Origin of the sequence: Streptomyces sp. JH14, assembly GCF_029428675.1 — a bacterium.
Classification (GTDB): domain Bacteria; phylum Actinomycetota; class Actinomycetes; order Streptomycetales; family Streptomycetaceae; genus Streptomyces.
The window spans coordinates 5,008,117-5,029,659 of the sequence record NZ_JAJNEL010000001.1 but is presented as its reverse complement, the minus strand read 5'-3'; the positions used below and the strand labels follow the sequence as shown (position 1 = coordinate 5,029,659).

At 71.7% G+C, this 21,543-nt stretch carries 17 protein-coding genes and 1 pseudogene; 10 read left to right on the top strand and 8 right to left on the bottom strand.

The window, feature by feature from the left end; translation table 11 throughout:
* Nucleotides 1–8: 8 nt before the first annotated feature.
* Both LRD69_RS22875 and LRD69_RS22870 read right to left on the bottom strand, forming a co-directional pair.
* Complete coding sequence (locus LRD69_RS22875; RefSeq protein WP_277328411.1) at nucleotides 9–1,517, bottom strand: HAMP domain-containing sensor histidine kinase; 1,509 nt, start codon at nucleotides 1,515–1,517, stop codon at nucleotides 9–11.
* Nucleotides 1,514–2,173: a response regulator transcription factor gene (locus LRD69_RS22870; protein ID WP_277328410.1), complete on the bottom strand. Its 660-nt coding sequence runs from the start codon at nucleotides 2,171–2,173 to the stop codon at nucleotides 1,514–1,516. Before LRD69_RS22870 ends, LRD69_RS22875 begins: the two co-directional genes overlap by 4 nt.
* Nucleotides 2,174–2,295: 122 nt before the next feature.
* Between LRD69_RS22870 and LRD69_RS22865 the strand changes: the two genes are divergently transcribed.
* Nucleotides 2,296–3,105: a PepSY domain-containing protein gene (locus LRD69_RS22865; RefSeq protein WP_277328409.1), complete on the top strand. Its 810-nt coding sequence runs from the start codon at nucleotides 2,296–2,298 to the stop codon at nucleotides 3,103–3,105.
* Nucleotides 3,106–3,266: 161 nt separating this feature from the next.
* Here LRD69_RS22865 and meaB read toward each other — a convergent pair whose 3' ends face one another.
* Together meaB and LRD69_RS22855 are read right to left on the bottom strand one after the other, a co-directional pair.
* Nucleotides 3,267–4,226, bottom strand: a complete 960-nt coding sequence (gene meaB / locus LRD69_RS22860) for a methylmalonyl Co-A mutase-associated GTPase MeaB (RefSeq protein WP_277328408.1) — start codon at nucleotides 4,224–4,226, stop codon at nucleotides 3,267–3,269.
* A gap of 42 nt (nucleotides 4,227–4,268) precedes the next feature.
* Nucleotides 4,269–5,474: an acetyl-CoA C-acetyltransferase gene (locus LRD69_RS22855; RefSeq protein WP_277328406.1), complete on the bottom strand. Its 1,206-nt coding sequence runs from the start codon at nucleotides 5,472–5,474 to the stop codon at nucleotides 4,269–4,271.
* Between the two features lie 135 nt (nucleotides 5,475–5,609).
* Between LRD69_RS22855 and mce the strand changes: the two genes are divergently transcribed.
* From mce to LRD69_RS22820, 7 genes and pseudogenes are all read left to right on the top strand, one after another.
* The gene (gene mce / locus LRD69_RS22850) at nucleotides 5,610–6,038 is read left to right on the top strand and encodes a methylmalonyl-CoA epimerase (protein ID WP_277328405.1); all 429 of its coding nucleotides are present in this window, start codon (nucleotides 5,610–5,612) and stop codon (nucleotides 6,036–6,038) included.
* Nucleotides 6,039–6,203: 165 nt separating this feature from the next.
* A complete protein-coding gene (scy, locus tag LRD69_RS22845; protein ID WP_277328404.1) occupies nucleotides 6,204–10,031 on the top strand; it encodes a polarized growth protein Scy in 3,828 nt (1,275 codons plus the stop codon).
* Between the two features lie 186 nt (nucleotides 10,032–10,217).
* Entirely contained in the window at nucleotides 10,218–11,156 is a 939-nt protein-coding gene (locus LRD69_RS22840; RefSeq protein WP_277328403.1) for a cellulose-binding protein, read from the top strand.
* An 86-nt stretch (nucleotides 11,157–11,242) separates the two neighbouring features.
* A pseudogene (locus LRD69_RS22835) lies at nucleotides 11,243–12,239 on the top strand (ATP-binding cassette domain-containing protein).
* A 5-nt stretch (nucleotides 12,240–12,244) separates the two neighbouring features.
* A complete protein-coding gene (locus tag LRD69_RS22830) occupies nucleotides 12,245–13,024 on the top strand; it encodes an ABC transporter permease subunit (RefSeq protein WP_346771920.1) in 780 nt (259 codons plus the stop codon).
* A 180-nt stretch (nucleotides 13,025–13,204) separates the two neighbouring features.
* Nucleotides 13,205–14,320: an ABC transporter ATP-binding protein gene (locus tag LRD69_RS22825; RefSeq protein ID WP_277328401.1), complete on the top strand. Its 1,116-nt coding sequence runs from the start codon at nucleotides 13,205–13,207 to the stop codon at nucleotides 14,318–14,320.
* Nucleotides 14,317–15,210, top strand: coding sequence for an ABC transporter permease subunit (locus LRD69_RS22820; RefSeq protein ID WP_277328400.1), 894 nt, complete (start codon nucleotides 14,317–14,319; stop codon nucleotides 15,208–15,210). The genes LRD69_RS22825 and LRD69_RS22820 overlap by 4 nt, the downstream gene beginning before the upstream one ends.
* Nucleotides 15,211–15,234: 24 nt before the next feature.
* On the opposite strand, the gene LRD69_RS22815 is transcribed toward LRD69_RS22820, so the two are convergent.
* Nucleotides 15,235–15,564 (bottom strand): ATP/GTP-binding protein, encoded by a 330-nt coding sequence (locus LRD69_RS22815; RefSeq protein ID WP_277328399.1) that lies wholly within the window; start codon nucleotides 15,562–15,564, stop codon nucleotides 15,235–15,237.
* A gap of 211 nt (nucleotides 15,565–15,775) precedes the next feature.
* On the opposite strand from LRD69_RS22815, the gene LRD69_RS22810 reads away from it, so the two are divergent.
* On the top strand, nucleotides 15,776–16,828 hold the full coding sequence (locus LRD69_RS22810; protein WP_277328398.1) for an LLM class flavin-dependent oxidoreductase: 1,053 nt from the start codon (nucleotides 15,776–15,778) through the stop codon (nucleotides 16,826–16,828).
* 77 nt (nucleotides 16,829–16,905) lie between these two features.
* On the opposite strand, the gene LRD69_RS22805 is transcribed toward LRD69_RS22810, so the two are convergent.
* Nucleotides 16,906–17,298 carry an SCO5389 family protein gene (locus LRD69_RS22805; RefSeq protein ID WP_030971516.1) on the bottom strand — a complete coding sequence of 131 codons (393 nt, stop codon included), beginning with the start codon at nucleotides 17,296–17,298 and terminating at the stop codon, nucleotides 16,906–16,908.
* A gap of 272 nt (nucleotides 17,299–17,570) precedes the next feature.
* On the opposite strand from LRD69_RS22805, the gene nucS reads away from it, so the two are divergent.
* Nucleotides 17,571–18,242 carry an endonuclease NucS gene (gene nucS / locus LRD69_RS22800; RefSeq protein ID WP_277328397.1) on the top strand — a complete coding sequence of 224 codons (672 nt, stop codon included), beginning with the start codon at nucleotides 17,571–17,573 and terminating at the stop codon, nucleotides 18,240–18,242.
* A 101-nt stretch (nucleotides 18,243–18,343) separates the two neighbouring features.
* Here nucS and LRD69_RS22795 read toward each other — a convergent pair whose 3' ends face one another.
* Both LRD69_RS22795 and LRD69_RS22790 read right to left on the bottom strand, forming a co-directional pair.
* A complete protein-coding gene (locus tag LRD69_RS22795; RefSeq protein WP_277328396.1) occupies nucleotides 18,344–20,818 on the bottom strand; it encodes an ATP-binding protein in 2,475 nt (824 codons plus the stop codon).
* A 230-nt stretch (nucleotides 20,819–21,048) separates the two neighbouring features.
* Nucleotides 21,049–21,372, bottom strand: a complete 324-nt coding sequence (locus LRD69_RS22790; protein WP_030916001.1) for an STAS domain-containing protein — start codon at nucleotides 21,370–21,372, stop codon at nucleotides 21,049–21,051.
* Nucleotides 21,373–21,543 lie beyond the last annotated feature (171 nt).

Genomic DNA, 21,543 nt, shown 5'->3' with positions numbered 1-21,543 from the left:
CTGCGGGCTCACGCATGTGCCGCGAGGCTCATCGGCAGGCGCAGCTCGAAGCGGGCACCGCCTTCGCGTGCCCGGGTCACGGTCAGGGTGCCTCGATGCCTGTGGGCCACGTCTCTGGCGATGGCCAGCCCCAGGCCCGCGCCGCCCTCGTCGCGGCTGCGGGCGTCGTCCAGGCGCACGAACCGCTCGAAGATCCGCTCGCGTTCGGGCTCCGGGACCCCCGGCCCGTCGTCGCTGACCGCGACCACCACCCAGTCGGGTTCCGTACGCACGGAGACGGTGACGGAACTCTCCGCGTGACGCTCCGCGTTGTCCAGCAGATTGCCGACGACTCGCGCCAACTGCCCACGTGAACCCGTGACTTCGAGAAGTGCCTCAGTCGTCACATGCACTGCCACCGGTATCCGGTCGCCGGTGCGCTGCGAGACCTCCTCGTGGACCAGCGCGCCCACGTCGAGCCGACTGCTCCCGGGCTGCTCCCCCGCGTCCAGCCGGGCCAGCAGCAGCAGGTCCGCGGCCAGCGCCTGGAGCCGGACGGTGTCCGTGACCGCGCCCGGCACGTCCAGCAGGTCGGGATGGGCCGCGCCCACCTCCAACTGGGTGCGCAGCGAGGCGATCGGGCTGCGCAGCTCGTGCGAGGCGTCCGCGACGAAACGCCGCTGACGCCCGACCGAGGCTTCCAGCGCGGTCAGGGTCTCGTTGGTGGTACGGGCCAGCCGGGCGATCTCGTCACGCGAACCGGGCTCCGGCACCCGCCGGGAGAGGTCCTGGGATGCCGTGATCGCGGCCAGCTCCGCCCGGAGGCCCTCCACCGGACGCAGCGCGCGCCTCGTCACCAGCAAGGTCACAGCGGCGACGATCAGCAGCATGACGGGCAGCCCGATCAGCATCGCGCCGCGCACACTGCCCACCGCTTTCTGCTCGGTGGCCAGCGGGGCCCCCGCATGGACGGTCAGCGTCACACCGGCGCCGGTGGTCGCGGACACGGCGGCGAAGCGGTAGTCGGCCGTGTGTCCACCGACGGTGGCGGTGCCGTTGGTGAAGTCCGGGTCATCGGTGGAGACTTCGCCGCGGGCGGGGGTGCTCCCGTTCGCGTGGTCGTCGTCGCCGCGGTTCTCGCCGCCGTGGCGGTCGCCGCTGCCGTCGTCGTCGCCGCTGCCGTCACCGCCGCCGTCGCCGGCAGCCGTGCTCGTCGGCGCGGCGGACGCCTGGGGGGTGACCCGGCCGGTATCCGTACCGGTGATCGCCTTCAGGTCCTTGGACACGGCCACCAGCTGCCCGTCCTCGTCGGTCACCTGGACCGGATGCTCCGCCACGTCGGGCAGGTCCAGCTGGTCGTACGGCACGTCGAGGGCCAGCCGGCCGGCGACCTCGCGGGCCGCCACCTCCGCCTGGAGGCCCGCCTGGTCGGTGAGGTTGGCACGCAGGACGAGGAGTACGGCGAGCCCGGCGCCGATCAGTGCGACCGCGACGACCACCGTTGCACCGAACGCGGCCCTGGCCCGTACCGATCTCACAGCGCCTCCAGCCGGTAGCCCGCGCCGCGCACCGTGTGGATGGCCGCCGGGGAGAGCTTGCGCCGCAGCGCACTCACGTACACCTCGACGATGTTCGGGTCCCCGTCGTACGCGAAGTCCCAGACGTGCTCCAGGATGTCCGCCTTGCTGACCACCTGTCCCGCCCGCAGGGCCAGCTGCTCCAGCACAGCGAACTCCTTGACCGTGAGGGCGACTTCGTCCTCGCCGACGTGGACACGGCGGGCGGCGGTGTCCATCCGCAGTGCGCCGGCGGTGAGCACCGGCGAGGCGGAGCCGCCCCGGCGCCGCAGCAGTGCCCGGATCCGGGCGACCAGCACCACGTACGAGAACGGCTTGGTCAGATAGTCGTCGGCGCCGGTGTCGAGTCCCTCCGCCTCGTCGTACTCCCCGTCCTTCGCCGTCAGCATCAGGATCGGCACCTCGTGGCCGGCGGCGCGCAGTGCGGCGCAGACCCGGTAGCCGTTCATCCCCGGCAGCATGATGTCGAGGACGACGAGGTCGTACACGCCCTCACCGGCCCGGTGCAGCCCTTCGAGGCCGTCGTGCACGACGTCCACGGCGAAGCCCTCGGCGGTGAGTCCCCCGGCCAGGGACATCGCCAGCCGCTTCTCGTCCTCCACGATCAACAGGCGCATACGCACAGAGTGGCAAAAGGAACCTGAAGACGTCTTCAGGTCGCTTCAGGCTGCGTTCAGCATCACCGCGGCAGAGTGGATGACATCGCACGACAGGCCAACTCATCGGGGAGGAAACCCTCATGAAGCGCAGCATCGCCATCGCCGCCGTCACCGCGGCCGTACTCGTCGGCGGCGGGACCGTCACGGCCGTCGCCTTCGCGGACGGCAGCGGCCGGAGCAGCCACGAGATCAGCCACGGGAACAGCCGTGGGAGCAGCCACGGCGAGGTCCGCGGCAGCAACGTGTCGCGGGTCGGCGTCAAGGACGCCGTTGCCGCGGCGGTGAAGGCCGTACCCGGCACCGTCACCGAGGCCCGTCTGGACGACAGGAACGGCAGGAACGTCTGGCAACTCGATGCGTACGGCTCCGACCGCGTCCGGTACGACGTGACGGTCGACGCGGACACCGCGAAGGTGCTCGGCAGGCACACCTCCGACGACCGCGGACGGCGTACGCCCCCGTCGGCCCCCGTCACGCTCTCCGCGGCCGTGGACGCCGCACTGCGCACGGAGGCGGGCACCGTCACCTCGATCGAGCTCGACGACGCCGACCGCAACGGTCGTGCGCTGCACTGGGAGGTCGACGTCAGGGACGCGAACGGCATGCACCACGAGCTGAACGTGGACGCAAGGACCGCCCGGGTCACCGCGGACGACCCGGGCGACGGCCGGAACGGGGACGACAGCCGCAACAGGACCGCTCCACAGGGGGACGACCGGCCCGGGGACGACCGGCGCCACGGCTCCCACGCCGACGACTCCCAGGCGGACGACCGGGGCACCAACAGCCCGCACGCCGACGACTCCCAGGCGGACGACCGGAACAACAGCTCGCACGGGGACGACCGGCCCGGGGACGACCGGCACCACGACTCCCACGACGACGACTGATCAGCGCGTGCGCCGACAGCACCGGCCGCCGGCGACGGTCACGGACACCGAGTCACCGTTCGCGACCGGCCCGGGCCCGGTCCTCACGGGTGGCCGGCCGGGAGCAGCGCCCGGGGCGTGCGGGAAGCGGCCCGCACGCCGCTCCCGCCCCGCCCCCGGGATCACGCTCCGCCGGTGATGCCCGCCACGAGTTCGTCCGCCGCCGCGTACGGATCCAGACGGCCCGCCACGATGCGTTCGGCGAGGGCGTCCAGGCGGCGGTCGCCGTGGAGGTCGCCGATGCGTTCGCGGAGTCTCGTGACGGCGATCGTCTCGACCTCGCCCGCCGCACGCGCCGTGCGGCGATCGGTCAGGACGCCGTGCTCCTCCATCCACGCCCGGTGCTTCTCCAGAGCCTCGACGACCTCGTCGATGCCCTCGCCCCGGGCGGCGACCGTCTTCACGATCGGCGGCCGCCAGTCGCCGGGCCCTCGGGACTCCCCCAGGCCCAGCATGTGGTTGAGCTCACGCGCAGTGGCGTCCGCACCGTCCCGGTCGGCCTTGTTGACGACGTACACATCGCCGATCTCCAGGATTCCGGCCTTGGCCGCCTGGATGCCGTCGCCCATGCCCGGGGCGAGCAGGACGACGGAGGTGTCGGCCTGGGAGGCGATCTCCACCTCCGACTGGCCGACGCCGACGGTCTCCACCAGGATCACGTCGCAGCCCGCCGCGTCGAGCACCCGGATGGCCTGCGGAGCCGACCAGGCGAGGCCGCCCAGATGCCCGCGGGTGGCCATGGACCGGATGTAGACCCCCGGGTCGGAGGCGTGCTCCGACATCCGGACCCGGTCTCCGAGGAGCGCGCCCCCGGAGAACGGCGACGACGGGTCGACGGCCAGCACGCCGACACGCTTGCCGGCCCGCCGGTACGCCGAGACGAGCGCCGACGTCGAGGTCGACTTGCCGACACCGGGCGAGCCGGTCAGGCCGACGACGTACGCGTTCCCCGCCAGCGGCGCGAGGGCCGCCATCACCTCGCGCAGCTGCGGCGACGCCCCCTCCACCAGCGAGATGAGCCGGGCCACGGCCCGCGGCCGGCCCTCGCGGGCCTGCTCGACCAGGGTGGGGACGTCCACCATTACCGCTCCGTTCGGTTTCGCTCTGCAGCTGCGTACGTACGACTACTTCTTGCCCGGAACCCGGATGATCAGCGCGTCGCCCTGGCCGCCGCCACCGCAGAGTGCCGCCGCACCCGTGCCGCCGCCGCGCCGCTTCAGCTCCAGCGCCAGGTGCAGCACCACGCGGGCGCCGGACATCCCGATCGGGTGGCCGAGCGCGATCGCGCCGCCGTTGACGTTCACCTTTTCCGGGGAGACGCCGAGGTCCTTCATCGACTGGACCGCGACGGCCGCGAACGCCTCGTTGATCTCGATGAGGTCGAGGTCCTCGACGGCCAAGCCGCCCTTCTTCAGCGCGTGCTTGATCGCGTTGGACGGCTGCGACTGCAGCGAGTTGTCCGGGCCCGCGACATTGCCGTGCGCGCCGATCTCGGCGAGCCACTCCAGGCCCAGCTCCTCGGCCTTGGCCTTGCTCATCACGACGACCGCCGCGGCGCCGTCGGAGATCTGCGAGGAGGTGCCCGCGGTGATCGTGCCGTCCCTGGTGAAGGCCGGGCGCAGCTTGCCGAGGGACTCCGCGGTCGTCTCGGGGCGGATGCCCTCGTCCTTGGCGAAGAGGACCGGCTCGCCCTTGCGCTGCGGGATCTCCACCGGGGTGATCTCGGCGTCGAAGAGACCGTTCTTCTGGGCGGCGGCGGCGCGCTGGTGGGACAGGGCGCCGATCTCGTCCTGGTCCGCGCGGCTCAGGCCGAGGCGGGTGTTGTGCTTCTCAGTGGACTCGCCCATCGGGATGTTCTCGTAGGCGTCGGTGAGACCGTCGTACGCCATCGAGTCGAGCATCTCGATCGCACCGTACTTGTAGCCCTCGCGGGACTTCGGGAGCAGGTGCGGGGCGTTGGTCATGGACTCCTGGCCGCCGGCGACGACGACGTCGAACTCGCCGGCGCGGATCAGCTGGTCGGCCAGCGCGATCGCGTCGAGCCCGGACAGGCACACCTTGTTGACGGTGAGCGCGGGAACGTTCAGCGGGATGCCGGCCTTGACGGCGGCCTGGCGTGCCGGGATCTGCCCTGCCCCGGCCTGGAGCACCTGCCCCATGATCACGTACTCGACCTGGTCGCCGCCGATGCCGGCCCGGTCCAGCGCGGCCTTGATGGCGAAGCCGCCCAGCTCGGCTGCGGAGAAGCTCTTCAGGGAGCCGAGAAGACGCCCCATGGGCGTACGGGCGCCCGCGACGATCACTGAGGTGGTACCGGTCGTTCCAGACATGAGGCACGGCCCCTTGGATTAGATGTGAACGAGGGTTTACTCGAATGTACTGAGCGGTACCCCGCCCGTCATCCGGCAGCCAGTGTGATCGCGCGCACGTTGCGTAACCATCGGCGTAGCGCTCCACTGGTGTCCATGCTGACGCGAATCGACCACATCGGGATTGCCTGTTTCGACCTCGACCGCACGGTCGAGTTCTACCGCTCGACCTATGGCTTCGAAGTGTTCCACTCCGAGGTGAACGAGGAGCAGGGCGTCCGGGAGGCCATGCTCAAGATCAACGAGACCTCGGACGGCGGTGCCTCGTACCTCCAGCTGCTCGAGCCCACCCGTGAGGATTCGGCCGTCGGTAAATGGCTGGCCAAGAACGGCGAAGGGGTGCACCACATCGCGTTCGGCACCGCGGACGTCGACGCGGACGCCGCGGACATCCGGTCGAAGGGCGTCAGGGTGCTGTACGACGAGCCCAGGACCGGATCGATGGGGTCCAGGATCACCTTCCTGCACCCCAAGGACTGCCACGGCGTGCTGACCGAACTGGTCACGTCCCGGGCGGAGCACTGACCTCCGGATACCTGGGCCGGTAGAGTGGGCGGTTCCGGGCCGGGGCCGGGTCGGGGCCGCACCGCGTCCCCAGCCGTTGATCTGTCACCATTCCCCGGGGGACCGTTCGCCGGCGAACGGTACTCGTTTGGAGAGTTGCGACCAGGGGACGGATGGGACCGCGCAGTGCGGGGCTACGAACGCCAGGAGAGCCACCGAGCTGACGACGACCACCTCTCGCGGTTCGAAGCCGAGATGGATCGGCTGAAGACCGACCGGGAGAAGGCCGTCCAGCACGCCGAAGACCTCGGTTACCAGGTCGAGGTCTTGCGCGCCAAGCTGCACGAGGCTCGGCGCAATCTCGCGACCCGTCCCGCGTACGACAGCGCGGACATCGGCTATCAGGCCGAGCAGCTGCTCCGTAATGCCCAGATCCAGGCCGACCAGCTGCGCACCGACGCCGAGCGCGAGCTCCGCGACGCCCGGGCGCAGACGCAGCGGATCCTGCAGGAGCACGCCGAGCACCAGGCCCGGCTGCAGGCCGAGCTGCACAACGAGGCCGTGCAGCGGCGCCAGCAGCTCGACCAGGAGCTGGCGGAGCGCCGCCAGACCGTCGAGTCGCACGTCAACGAGAACGTCGCCTGGGCCGAGCAGCTGCGCGCCCGGACCGAGTCCCAGGCCCGCCGCCTGCTCGACGAGTCGCGGGCCGAGGCCGAGCAGTCCCTGGCGGCCGCCCGCGCCGAGACCGTCAGGCTCGCGGACGAGACCCGGCAGCGGCTCGGCTCCGAGGCGGAGTCCGCCCGCACCGAGGCCGAAGCGCTTCTGCTGCGCGCCCGCAAGGACGCCGAGCGGCTGCTCAACGCCGCATCCAGCCAGGCCCAGGAGGCCACCAGCCACGCCGAGCAGCTGCGCTCGTCGACGAGCGCGGAGACCGAGCAGACCCGGCAGCGGACCACCGAACTGAACCGGGCCGCCGAGCAGCGCATGCAGGAGGCCGAGACGCAGCTGCGCGAGGCCCGCCTGGAGGCCGAGAAGGTCCTCGCCGAGGCGAAGGAGGCCGCGGTCAAGCGGCTGGCCGGCGCCGAGTCGCAGAACGAGCAGCGCACCCGTACGGCCAAGTCGGAGATCGCCCGGCTGGTCGGCGAGGCCACGAAGGACGCCGAGGCACTGAAGGCGGAGGCCGAGCAGGCGCTCGCCGACGCCCGCGCCGAGGTGGACCGGATCACGTCCGAGGCGACGGAGAACGCCCGTACGGCGGCCGCCGAGGACACCGCGGCCCAGCTCGCCAAGGCCGCCAGGTCGGCCGAGGAGGTGCTGACCAAGGCGTCCGAGGACGCGAGGTCCACCACCCGGGCGGCGAGCGAGGAGGCCGACCGGATCCGCCGTGAGGCGGAGACCGAGGCGGACCGGCTGCGCGGCGAGGCGGCCGAGCAGGCCGACCAGCTCAAGGGCGCGGCCAAGGACGACACCAAGGAGTACCGGGCCAAGACGGTCGAGCTGCAGGAGGAGGCGCGCAGGCTGCGCGGCGAGGCCGAGCAGCTGCGCTCCGAGGCGGTCGCCGAGGGCGAGCGGATCCGGGGCGAGGCCCGCCGCGAGGCCGTCCAGCAGATCGAGGAGGGCGCGAAGACCGCCGAGGGGCTGCTGGCCAAGGCGAAGGCGGACGCGGAGGAGCTGCGGACCGCCGCGGGCACCGAGAGCGAACGCGTCCGTGCCGAGGCGATCGAGCGTGCTGCGGGCCTGCGCAAGCAGGCCGAGGAGGCCCTGGAGCGTGCCCGGGCCGAGGCCGAGCAGCTGCGCACGGAGTCCGAGGAGCAGGCGGCGTCCACCACGGCCGCGGCCGAGCAGGCGGCGGCGGATCTCCATGCCGAGACCGAGCGTGCGGTCGAGGCCCGCCATGCCGAGGCGGCCGACGATCTGACCCGGCTGCACACCGAGGCCGAGACCCGCGTCACCACCGCCGAGCAGGCGCTCACGGATGCGCGCGCCGAGGCGGAGCGGATCCGGCGGGAGACGAACGACGAGTCCGAGCGGCTGCGCGCGGAGGCCGCCGAACGGCTGCGCGCCCTGCAGGAGCAGGCGGAGACCGAGGCCGAGCGGCTGCGCGACGAGGCCGCGGCGGACGCGTCGCGGTCGCGTGCGGAGGGCGAGGCCGTCGCCGTACGGCTGCGCACCGAGGCGGCCACCGAGGCGGAACGGCTCAGGACCGAGGCGCAGGAGAGTGCCGACCGGGTGAGGTCGGAGGCCTCGGCCGCCGCCGAGCGGATCGGCACGGAGGCCGCCGAGGCGCTGGCCGCCGCCCAGGAGGAGGCGAACCGGCGTCGCCGCGAGGCCGAGGAGACCCTCGACGCGGCACGCACGGAGGCGACTCAGGAGCGTGAGCGGGCCCGCGAGCAGAGCGAGGAGCTTCTCGCCTCCGCCCGCAAGCGGGTCGAGGAGGCGCAGGCCGAGGCCCAGCGCCTGGTCTCCGAGGCGGATGCCCGGGCGACCGAGATGGTTTCCGCGGCCGAGCAGACCGCCCAGCAGGTGCGGGATTCGGTCTCCGGGCTCCAGGAGCAGGCCGAGGCGGAGATCGCCGGGCTGCGCTCCACCGCCGAGCATGTCGCGGAGCGGACGAAGGCCGAGGCGCAGGAGGAGGCGGACCGGGTCCGCGCCGACGCGTATGCGGAGCGGGAGCGAGCGGGCGAGGACGCGGGCCGGATGCGCCGCGAGGCGCACGAGGAGTCCGAGGCCGCGAAGGCGATGGCCGAGCGGACCGTCAGCGACGCGATCACGGAGTCGGAGCGGCTGCGCGCGGACACCGCGGAGTACAGCCAGCGGATGCGCACCGAGGCGTCGGACGCGCTGGCCTCGGCCGAGCAGGACGCCGCGCGCAGCCGGGCGGAGGCCCGCGAGGACGCCAACCGGATGCGTTCGGAAGCCGCGGCCCAGGCCGACCGGCTGGTGGGCGAGGCGACGGCCGAGGACGAGCGGATCCGTACCGAGGCGGCGCAGCAGGCGGCCGAGGTCACCGCGGACGCCACGGCGCGGGCCGACCGGCTCGTCGGCGACGCGACCGACGAGGCGGAGCGGCTGCGCGCGGAGGCGGCGGCGACCGTCGGCTCGGCGCAGGAGCACGCGGCCCGTACCCGCGAGGAGTCGGAGCGGGTGCGCGCCGACGCGGAGGCGGCGGCCGAGCAGATGCGTGCCGAGGCCCGCGAGGAGGCGGACCGGCTGCTCGACGAGGCGCGCGAGGCGGCGTCGAAGCGCCGCGCCGACGCGGCCGAGCAGGCCGATCAACTGGTCAACAAGGCCCAGGAGGAGGCGTTGCGCGCCGCCACCGAGGCCGAGAAGCAGGCCGACACGATGGTGGGCGCGGCCCGCCAGGAGGCCGTGCGGATCACCTCGGAGGCGACCGTCGAGGGCAACTCCCTGGTGGAGCGGTCCCGCGCCGATGCGGACGAGCTGCTGGTGGGCGCGCGCCGGGACGCGACGGCCATCCGGGAGCGGGCCGAGGAGCTCCGTGCCCGCCTGGAGAGCGAGATCGAGGAGCTGCACGACCGGGCACGCCGCGAGACCGCCGAGCAGATGAAGACGGCGGGCGAGCGGGTCGACAAGCTGATGAAGGCAGCGACGGAGCAGCGCGAGGAGGCTGCGGCGAAGGCCAAGGAGCTGCTGTCGGAGGCCAATTCCGAGGCGAGCAAGGTCCGGATCGCCGCGGTGAAGCGGGCCGAGTCGCTGCTGAAGGAGGCCGAGCAGAAGAAGGCCAGCATGGTCCGCGAGGCCGAGAAGCTGCGGGCCGACGCCGCAGAGGAGGCGCAGCGGACGGTGGACGAGGGCCGTCGCGAGCTCGACGTGCTGGTGCGCCGGCGTGAGGACATCAACACGGAGATCTCCCGTGTCCAGGACGTGCTGGAGGCGTTGGAGTCCTTCGAGGCGCCGGGCGGCGGCAAGGGTGCGGGCGGCGGTAGCGCCGGCGGCGTCAAGGCCGGGGCCTCGGCCGGCACTCGATCGAGTGGCAAGTCGTCCGAGGGGTAGTCGGCCGCCCGTGTCCCATGCCTTCGACAAGGACGTTCAACCCTCCGGGTGGCAAGGGTTCCGGGGGTTAGCCACTCAAAAGGGGTGTCATTCTCCAGATCAAACGGGCATCCACTCGATGACACGCCGCTCAGGCCCCTAGGATTCCCTCTATCACCTCACCGGTCTTACTTCGACAGGAACCCCATGAGTGACCCTTCCTCCCCCTTCGGCTTCGAGCTCGTGCGGCGTGGTTACGACCGCGGTCAGGTGGATGACCGCATTACCAAGCTCGTCGCCGACCGTGATAGTGCACTGACCCGCATCACGTCTTTGGAAAAGCGCATCGAGGAGCTCCACCTCGAAACGCAGAACGCCCAGGCCCAGGTGAACGACGCCGAGCCGTCGTACGCGGGTCTCGGCGCGCGCGTCGAGAAGATTCTCCGCCTCGCCGAGGAAGAGGCGAAGGACCTGCGCGAGGAGGCCCGTCGCGCCGCCGAGCAGCACCGCGAGCTCGCCGAGTCGGCCGCCCAGCAGGTGCGCAACGACGCCGAGTCGTTCGCCGCCGAGCGCAAGTCGAAGGCCGAGGACGAGGGCGTACGCATCGTCGAGAAGGCCCAGGGTGAGGCCACCGGGCTGCGTACCGAGGCGCAGAAGGACGCCGCGCAGAAGCGCGAGGAGGCGGACGCCCTCTTCGAGGAGACCCGCGCCAAGGCCGCCCAGGCCGCCGCGGACTTCGAGACCAACCTGGCCAAGCGCCGCGACCAGTCGGAGCGCGACCTCGCGTCCCGTCAGGCCAAGGCCGAGAAGCGCCTCGCCGAGATCGAGCACCGCGCCGAGCAGCTCCGCCTGGAGGCCGAGAAGCTCCGTACGGACGCCGAGCGCCGGGCGCGTCAGACGGTGGAGACCGCGCAGCGTCAGGCCGAGGACATCGTCGCCGACGCGAACGCGAAGGCCGACCGGATCCGCAGCGAATCGGAGCGCGAGCTGGCGGCGCTCACCAACCGCCGCGACTCGATCAACGCGCAGCTGACCAACGTCCGCGAGATGCTGGCGACGCTGACCGGTGCCGCGGTGGCCGCCGCTGGTGCGCCGGTGGACGACGAGCCCGTCACCCGTGGGGTTCCGGCGCAGCAGACCCGTTGATCCCGCAGCACCCCGGCCGTACCCCTTGCGCGCCCGGTTCCGCCTTTGTGGTGGCGCCGGGCGCGCAGGCGTTCTAGCGTGTCCGCATGATCGAGCTTGATGGCCTCACCAAGCGTTTCGGCAGCAAGGTTGCGGTCGACCGGCTCTCGTGCCGGATCAGACCAGGAATGGTGACGGGCTTTCTGGGCCCGAACGGGGCGGGCAAGTCCACCACGATGCGGATGATGCTCGATCTCGACAATCCGACCAGCGGATCGGTGCGGATCGACGGCAAGCACTACCGTGAACTGTCGGAACCCCTGAAGCACATCGGTGCGCTGCTCGAAGCCAAGTCGATGCACGGCGGCCGCAGCGCCTACAACAATCTGCTGTGTCTCGCGCAGAGCAATCGCATCCCGGCGAGCCGCGTCGCGGAAGTCCTCGACACCGTCGGGCTGAGCGCGGTGGCGAAGAAGAAGTCCAAGTCCTTCTCCCTCGGTATGGGCCAGCGTCTCGGAATCGCGGCCGCGCTGCTCGGTGATCCCGAGATTCTGATGTTCGACGAACCCGTCAATGGTCTGGACCCCGAGGGAATTCACTGGATCCGCAATCTGATGAAGACGCTCGCCGCGGAAGGCCGGACGATCTTCGTCTCCTCGCATCTGATGAGCGAAATGGCGCTCACCGCGGAGCACTTGATCGTCATCGGTCAGGGCCGGCTGCTCGCCGACACGTCGATGGCCGACTTCATTCACCAGAACTCGCGCAGTTATGTACGGATGCGCTCACCGCAGCAGGAGCGGCTGCGCGATGTGCTGCACGCGGAGGGCATCATCGCGGTCGAGTCGGGAAGCGGTGTGCTGGAGATCGACGGCGTCGCCAGTGAGCGGCTCGGGGAACTGGCCGCGCAGCACCAGATCGTGCTGCATGAGCTGAGTTCCCAGCGGGCCTCGCTGGAGGAGGCATTCATGCAGATGACGGCGGACTCCGTGGAGTACCACGCCCATGCGGATCACGTCGGGGGGGCCGCCGCCCGGGGGCCCTCAGTGGGGCGACCAGTGGAACCAGCAGCCCGGCACCCCCGGCCCCGGAAAGGGTGCGTGACGACGATGGCATCGGTACCCGCGGTCCTGAACTCCGAGTGGACCAAGATCCGCACGGTCTCCTCGACCACCTGGACCCTGATCTCCGCGTTCGCCGTCACCGTGGCGATGAGTGCGGCCCTGTGCGCACTGATGAACTCCCAGTTCGACGATCTCCCCGCGCCGGAGAGGGCCACCTTCGACCCGACCCTGCTGAGCTTCTCCGGCATGATCCTCGGTCAGCTGGCGATGGTCGTCTTCGGTGTCCTGGTGGTCGGTACGGAGTACAGCTCCGGCATGATCCGCACCTCGCTGGCCGCCGTACCGCAGCGCGGCTCGTTCCTCTTCGGCAAGATCCTGGTCGCCGGGGTCCTCGCCCTGGCGGTCGGCCTCGCCACCAGCTTCGTGACGTTCTTCCTCGGCCAGGCCCTGCTCGGCGACCACCGTACGGACATCGGCGCGGAACACGTGCTGCGCGCGGTCTTCGGCGGCGGCCTCTACATGGGCCTGATCGCCGTCTTCTCCATGGGTGTGGCCACGATGCTGCGCAGCTCGATGCTGTCGCTCGGCATCCTGATGCCGTTCTTCTTCCTGGTCTCGCAGATTCTTTCGGCGGTCCCGGGCGCCAAGGACGTGGCCCGTTACTTCCCCGACCAGGCCGGCTCGAAGATCATGCAGGTGGTTCCGGAAGCCATGAACAGCGATCCGGCCCCGTACGGCCCGTGGGGCGGGCTGGGCATCATGGCGGCGTGGGTGGTGGCCTCGCTGATCGGCGGCTATCTCGTACTGAAGAAGCGGGACGCGTGACCCGCCGGAAGCGGACGAAAGCAGGAGAAGGAGACCCGGCCCGGTCCGTCGCGGGGAGGACGCGCCCCCGCAACGGCTTGGCCGGAACCGTCAAGGCCTGGATATCCTCCTAACTCTTACGGGGGGCGTGCGGCCGGACGGCCTGTGCCCCGACGACAGATAAGTCGATGGGGCTGGAGCATGATCGAGGCAGTCGGCCTGACCAAGCGCTACGGCGCGAAGACGGCCGTGTACAACCTTTCCTTCCAGGTGCGGCCGGGTGCCGTCACCGGATTCCTCGGTCCGAACGGGTCGGGCAAGTCCACCACCATGCGCATGATGCTCGGCCTGGACCGGCCGACGTCGGGTCATGTCACCATCGGCGGGCACCCCTTCCGCAGCCTGCCGAACGCCCCGCGCCAGGTGGGCGCGCTGCTGGACGCCAAGGCGGTGCACGGCGGCCGCAGCGCGCGCAACCACCTGCTCTCGCTGGCCCAGCTCGCCGGCATTCCGGCCGCCCGGGTCGACGAGGTGCTCGGCGTCGTCGGCCTCCAGGATGTCGCGAGGAAGCGGTCCAAGGGCTTCTCGCTCGGCATGGGGCAGCGGCTCGGGATCGCGGCGGCGCTGCTCGGCGACCCGCAGGTGCTGCTCTTCGACGAGCCGGTCAACGGCCTCGACCCCGAGGGCATCCTCTGGGTCCGCAACCTGATGAAGATGCTGGCGGCCGAGGGGCGCACGGTCTTCGTCTCCAGCCACCTGATGAGCGAGATGGCGCTCACCGCCGATCATCTGATCGTGATCGGGCGCGGGCAGCTGCTCGCCGATATGAGCGTCACGGACTTCATCTCCGCCAACTCGGCCGATTTCGCCCGGGTGCGGGTCCCGGACGCGCAGCCGGAGCACCGGGAGAAGCTGACCGCCTCGCTCACCGAGGCGGGCGGCCGGGTCATGCCCGAGCCGGACGGGGCCCTGCGGGTCACCGGACTGCCGCTGCCGCGGATCAGCGACCTGGCGCACGAGTCTGACGTCCGGCTGTGGGAGCTCTCGCCGCACCAGGCCTCACTGGAGGAGGCGTACATGCGGATGACGCAGGGCGCCGTGGACTACCGCTCGACCGTGGACCAGAAGGCCGGGCTGCAGCAGCCCGTGCCGGTCGGGGGTCACGTGCAGCCGCCCGTCCACGAGGTGCCGCAGCAGGGCTGGTACGCCCCGCCGCCGCCCGGAGAGAACCCGTACGCGACAGCCCCCGTGGCCCCGGCCGCAGCCGCCCGCCCCGCAGACCCGACCCAGCGCGACACCAGCGAGGACGCCCGATGACAACGCCGCCGACCCCGCAGGCGCCGTACCAGCAGCAGGCGCAGCCGTACCCGCAGCAGCCCCCGGCCGCGCAGCCGATCCGGCAGGGGGCGGTTGCCGCCCACTACGCCTCGCCGATCCCGCAGCGCCGGGCCACCCTCGGCGACGCGCTCGCCTCCGAGTGGACCAAGATCCGTTCCGTGCGCTCCACGATGTGGACGCTCGGCGTCATGAGCGCGCTGCTGTTCGCCATCGGGCTTCTGTCGGCCATCGCCGTCAACGCGTCCGGCATGGCGCTCAACGAGACCCCGGTGCTCAGCTTCGGCTTCTTCGGGGTGCTCCTCGGTTCGATCTGTGTGATCACGCTCGGTGTGATGACCATCGCCTCCGAGTACGGCACCGGCATGATCCGTACGACGCTGACGGCCTGCCCGAGCCGCGCCCGGGTGCTGACCGCGAAGGCGATCGTCTTCTTCCTGCTCACCTTTGTGATCACGACGGTGATGACCGCCCTCGTCGGCGTGCTGCAGACGGCCGTCCTGGACGGTGTCGAGCCCAGCGGCGGCGAGTGGCTGCGCGCCACGGTCGGTGTCGGCCTCTACATCGCGACGCTGGGGCTTCTGTCGCTCGCGGTCGGCGCCCTCATCCGGCACTCCGCCGGTGCGATCACCATCATGATCGCCGTGGTGCTGCTGCCTCTGGTGCTGGCGATGTTCATGTTCTCGCAGTCGCTCGCCGACGTGCAGCAGGCGCTCTTCGAGTACTCGATCCCCAACCAGCTCGGCGCGTTCTACGACGCCTCGGTCGCCTCGTCGGGGCCGTCCGGCTGGGAGCCGCTGTGGATCATGCTCGGCGTCACGGCCGTGGCCATGGCCGGCGCCTTTGCGGCGCTGGACAGGCGCGACGTCTGACCGTCGCCCGCCGGCCCGGTCCGCTCAGTAGCGCGGCGCGTTCCTGGACCGCTGCACCCGTGTGGTGCGGCGGTCCTTCGCGTTCCAGCAGGCCTTGTGCCAGTGTCTGCGGTCGTCGATCCCGCCGTACTCGGACCAGGCGACGAGGTGGGGGACCCCGGACGGGATCTCCTGGTCGCAGCCGGGGCAGCGGTACCGCTTGCCCGCCGCACTCGCCCCGCTCACCGGGCGGACCGACCACTGCTCGCCCTGCCACTCCTCGGCGCGCCCTCCCCCGCCGTACCGGTCCCAGGACTCGCTTGCGCTGTCGGTGGGACTCTCGCCGCCTCGGGGGCGGTTGCGGCGCGGGGACACGTGACACCTCACTGGGCAGACTCGGAAGTTCCCGTCCAGCGTAGGGCCATTCGGTGGGGGCAGGCGTCCAGTGGGGGGACAGGACGGAGCCCGGGACAGGACGGGTTACCGGAAAATCGCAACAACTTCGCCGTGGACCGTGCCTTTGGCACGTGTCAGACGTTGTTGCCAGTAGGGGAGAGCCGCGTCGGCCACAAGGAGGTAATTGGCGATGCGTGTAGGAACGTTCGTACTGGCAGCCCAGTTTCCGGGCCAGGGGCCGGGGGAAGCGCTGCATCGCGCCGTCCGGTCGGCCGAGGTCGCGGAGGAGTCCGGACTCGATGCGGTCTGGCTGGCAGAACATCATTTCGTGCCGTACGGGGTCTGCCCGTCCGCGGTCACCCTGGCCGCGCTGCTGCTCGGCCGCACCCGCAGAATCCGGGTCGGCACAGCGGTGAGCGTGCTGCCGAGCCAGCACCCGGTCGCGCTCGGCGAGCAGGCCGCGCTGCTCCACCTCACCAGCGGGGGCAGGTTCTCCCTCGGCGTGGGTCGGGGCGGCCCCTGGGTGGACCTGGAGGTGTTCGGAGGGGGCCTGGAGGCGTACGAGAAGGGCTTCCCCGAGTCGCTGGAGCTGCTGCTCGACTGGCTCCGCAAACCGCGTGTGGCGGGCCGTGGGGAGCGATTCGGCTTCCGCGAGGTCGCGGTGGTCCCCCGGCCCGACGACCTGCTCGACGAGCCCGGCGGGGACGTACCGCGGGGATCGGGCGGCCCCGAGGTGATCGTCGCGTGCACCTCGCCGAAGAGTGTGAAGCTCGCCGCCGAGAAAGGCCTGCCGATGCTCCTCGGGATGCACTGCGGGGACGAGGAGAAGGCCGAGATGGTCGCCCTGTGGCGCTCCACCGCGCTGGCCGCGGGCCGTTCCCCGGAGAGCGTCCGGGACGCGGGCCATGTCTCCGCGGGCGTCGCCCAGATCGGGGACCGCCGCGAGGAGGCCGTGGAGACACTGGTGAAGGCGATGCCGGGCTGGCTGCGGCAGGGGCTCGGCGCCCATGTGACGGTCGACGGCCGGCACCGGGTGATGCGCGATCCCGTCGCGTACACGGAGCTGCTGTGCGGTCTTCATCCGGTGGGCCCGCCCCGGCTCGCGGCCGACCGGCTCGCCGCCACTGCCGAGCGGACGGGCATCACCAGGTTCGCGCTCCTGGCGGAGGGTTCGGGAGATCTCGCGGCCACGGAGGAGAACGTAGCGCGGCTGGGCACCGACGTACTGCCACTACTGACATGACCACCCGTAGGAGTACGGGGGAGCTGCCGCCCCGGGCCAGTTGCACCTCCCGCGGCCCGGAGCGGCAGCAAAAGCGTTCAGCAGTCCCGTAGTTCGGGCGACTGGTTGAGCAACTGGCCTCTCACCGAGGTGAATCGGGCCAACCGCTCGTCGACCGAGGCGTCCAGCGGGAACACCGCGACGCGGTGGCAGTTCTGGAATGCCAGGCGCACCCCGAAGTGCCGCTGCAGAGCGCCGCGTATCGCATCACTCGCGAGCGCGCGCAGCAGCTGACCACGTGCCTGCTCGTCCGGCGGCGGCGTCTGGTTGTCGGCGAACTCTCCGCCGTCGACCTTCAGCTGGGCCACCAGAGAGCTGATCATCTCCCATGCGTAGGGCAGGGAGGTCCGGACGCAGTCGACGAAGTCGGCTTCGTCGACCTCGCCTCGCTCGGCCTGTTCCAACAGCGCCGGTGAGACGTCGAGCGACATGGGTACTCCTCTCGCGACCCCGGCGAACGGCCGGGACCTTACGGGCAGGGAAGGAGGACGGCGACGCAGCGTACACACACGGCGACCTCCTGCTTCCACGGTAAGGGCGCAGTCCGGGCCGCACCAGGAGATTGGGAACACAACCGGCCAATAACGAAGGTGCGCAAAGAGGGGCAAGCCCACGGGGCGCACAGGGGTGGGGCGGGCGGTGATGGTGGGTTGCCGGAGGGAGAATCGCGTGGAGCGCCCCTCGTCGAGTAGCGTTGCCGACCATGCGTCTCGTCATCGCCCGCTGCTCCGTGGACTACGCGGGCCGGCTCACGGCCCACCTGCCCTCCGCTCCCCGTCTCATCCTGGTCAAGGCGGACGGGAGCGTCTCGATCCATGCCGACGACAGGGCGTACAAACCCCTCAACTGGATGTCACCGCCCTGCACGCTGAAGGAGGGCGCCGACGACAACGAGGGCGTCTGGACCGTGGTGAACAAGGCGGGCGAGAAGCTGATCATCACGATGGAGGAGATCCTCCACGACTCGTCGCACGAGCTGGGCGTCGATCCGGGCCTCATCAAGGACGGCGTGGAAGCGCACCTGCAGGAACTGCTCGCCGACCGGATCGAGATCCTCGGTGAGGGCTACACACTGATCCGCCGCGAATATCCCACCGCCATCGGCCCGGTCGACATCCTCTGCCGGGACGCCGACGGGAAGACGGTGGCCGTCGAACTCAAGCGCCGCGGCGACATCGACGGGGTGGAGCAGCTGACCCGCTACCTGGAGCTGCTCAACCGCGATCCCCATCTCGCCCCGGTGAAGGGCATCTTCGCGGCGCAGGAGATCAAGCCCCAGGCCCGGGTGCTGGCGACGGACCGCGGAATCGGCTGCGTGGTGCTCGACTACGACGCCATGCGTGGCATCGAGGACGACAAGCTGCGCCTGTTCTGACCCGAGTCACCCGCATGCGCGAGGCCCCGGACCGCCGATGTGCGGTCCGGGGCCTCGCGCATGAGCGGCCCCGCGACGGGCTCCCCATGGGTCGTTCCCGCTCAGGCCACCGTCGGCTCCACCGTCGTACCGGACGCGCTCGCCGTCGTCGACGGGCCGCTCGCCGAGTCGGACGTGGCCGGCGAGGTCGTCGGCGGGCCCGTGGGTTCCGAGGTGTCGGTCGGATCCGGCTCCGGCGTGGGCGGCGGCGACGAGAGGGTCGGGGGCTTGCTGGTCGTGGGCGACGTCCCGGTGGGCGTGCTCGACGTGGTGGGCCGGCCGGTCGGCGGCCTGCCCGTCGACGAGGGGCTGTCGCCCGGCCCGGCCTCTCCCGTGGACTGCGTCTGACCGGCGCTCGGGACGGTCGGGCTGCCGGACGGGCCCGGCGCCGACGACTTCCCGCTCGGCGAGGCCTTGCCCGGCGCCGTGGCGCCCGTCGGCTCGTCGGCCGGGAACCCGTTCTCGGTGTCGTCCTCGTCGGCCGGCTGCTCGGTCGTGACGGAGCCGCCGTCCCGGGCGTCGCTGCTGGACGTCATACCGAGCGTGACCACCGTGCCGAGCACCCCGGCCAGCAGGACGCCCGCCCCCGCCGCGACGAGGTTGCGCCGGGCACCGCCGAGCAACGCCGCCTTGCGGCCGCCGGACGCACCGGGGCCGGCCGCCGGGGCGATCCGGGATATCAGCGCGGTCTCGTCCTCGGACGTACGCCGCGCGGCCGTGGCCCCGGCCACCGACAGGCCGACGGGCGACGCCGGCTCCTCGTACCGCGAGGCCGGCATGTCCTCGCCCGCCGCGATGAGCCCGCCGGAGACCGGTCCGCCGGAGCGGTCCGCGACCAGGGCCAGCGCCCGGCGTCCGGCCACCGCACCGGACTTGTCGGCGAGCGCCCCGCGCATGCCGATCGAGGCCTCGAGCTCGGCCCTGGCCCGGTCGAGATTGCCGGTGCAGAGCGCGAGCACACCCAACTCATGGTGGAAGTACGCCTCTTCGGCGACCTCGCCGCTGATCCTGGCGGCCTCCTGGCCGAGCCGCAGGGCCTTCTCCCAGCCGCTCCAGTGCAACCCCGCGGCGAAGGCGGGGGCGGCGCTGCGGGCCAGCAGAACGGCGGCGCTGGCCTGTCCGGCCGCATCGCCGGGGACCAGCCGCGCCATGGCCGCGACGATCGCGTCGGCCTCGGCGACGACGCGGGCGGGGACGACCGAGGGATGCCCGGCCCACCACGCGTAGTGCTGGGCCGCCGTACGGGCACGGTCGGCGGCGTCCTCCCCGTACCCGGCGGCCTCCAGCTGCGCGACGACACCGGCAGCCAGCCGGTAACGGGAACCGGCGGGGGAGAGCAGTCCGCAGCCGGCCAGCTCGCCGAGCGCGGCATCGGCGTGGGTGTCCCCCACGAGCGCCGGCAGATGCGCCTGGTGCGGCACCTCGCCACCGAGCGCCACCGCGAAGTGCAGGGTGTCGCGGGCGGGCCCGCTGAGCCGGGAGGCGAGCAGAGCGGCAGGTGCCGCACCCTCGCCGAGGCTGGGCAGGGGTATGTCGTGGGGTGTTTCGTCGCTGTCCTGCCCGAAGGAGTCGTCGACGGGCCGGCCGTCGAAGTAGCCGAACTCGTCGTACGCGGCGGGGTCGGTGTGCAGCATGTCGCGCTGGCGCAGCAGGGCGCCCGCCTGGACGAACCGCAGCGGCAGCCCCTCGGACTCGAACCAGAGGTCGCCCGCCCAGTTCGCCTCCTCCTCGGTGAGCGGCCGCTCGACGACGTGTTCCAGGAGTTCGACCGAGGCACTGCGGTCCAGCCCGGCGAGGAAGACCTCCTCGAGGTGCGAGTCGGCACCGGGAGCGGCGACGTCGGGAGTCGCGGCGAAGAGGAACGCGCACTCGGGGGTCGCGTCCAGCAGCTCCTCCAGCGGTGCCCCGCCGAACTCCAGGTCGTCGAGGACCACGACGGCGCCGATGCCCTTGACCTTTTCCAGGAGTTCGGCGCGGTCCGGGCGCAGCAGCGGTGCGTCGAAGACCGCCTCGAAGAGCCCGTACAGCAGGTCCGTTGCGGTGCGCTTGTGGCCGGAGAGCCGTACGACTCCGTCCGGTGCGAGGTCCGCGCAGTCGGTGGCGACGGCGTTCAGCAGCGCGGTACGCCCGGAGCCGGCCGGTCCGGTGACCCGCACCGATCGGCCGCGTGCCAGCAGACGCACCAGCCGCTCACGCTCCTGGGAGCGTTCCAGGAGTGGCACCTGGGGAACGGGCGGACCGGGCGGTACGGGCGGTGCGGCGGCGCGCTCGCGGTCGGTGCGCTCGGCGGCGGTGCGCCGGACCGGATCGGCGGGCTGCTCCCCCGGCGGGCACAGCTCGACCTCGCTGCCGTCGACCGGATTGACGGTGAGGAGGAAGTCTCCGGGGAAGAGCTGCACGATGCGGGCCTGCTGCAGGGACTGCTGGCCGAAGTCGGCGATCAACGGCTCGCGGGACTGCCGCCGCCGGCCGCTGTCCTCTCCGTAGCCGTCCATGTCATGACCGAAAACCTCCGGCCCCCGGTGTGTCGGGTCCATCGCCAAAGCCCCCCAGACGCGTCGCGCACGGTTGCCCCTCCGGCCTCGCACGCCCTGCTGTCGCCTCTGGTCCGGTGTCCGCCCCTTGGGTTGTGTCAATCGGCGGACGGCCGAACCCTAAACCTTCGCACAGTATCTACGCACCATCGGGGTGCCGCGCCGCCCGGGACATCACGATCCGGTGGGGATTGTGTGTGTTCGTGCACCCGGCTCGAACCGAAGGGAAGGCTCTACACCCGCGGCAGGGAGTCTGCGGCGATTCCGCCCTCGATGGCCAGGATGCGGTGCAGTCGCGTTGCCACCAGCAGGCGCTGCATCTGCGGCGGTACACCGCGGAGCACCAGCCGTCGTCCGGCCCGGCCGGCCCGCCGGTGCGCACCCATGATGACACCGAGTCCGGTGGCGTCCCAGGAGTCCAGCTCGGTCAGGTCGAGGATGAGGTCGCCGACCCCGTCGTCCAGGGCCGAGTGCAGGACCGTACGGGCGTCCGCCGCGCTGCGGACGTCGAGGCGGCCCCCGACGACCAGCTCGGCATGGTCGCCCCTGATGTGCATAGCTGCTCCCCTGGAATGCTCCATGGACGGTCGTCTGTCTGTTTCTGTCTCTGCCACAACTGACTGCGGCAACGACAGGGAGGTTTCCGTCTGTGAGCGAACCGATATCTAATTCACTCCGTGGAGTGACAACGGCCCGCTGCACGCCCACCGCCGCCGGGGCGTGACCCC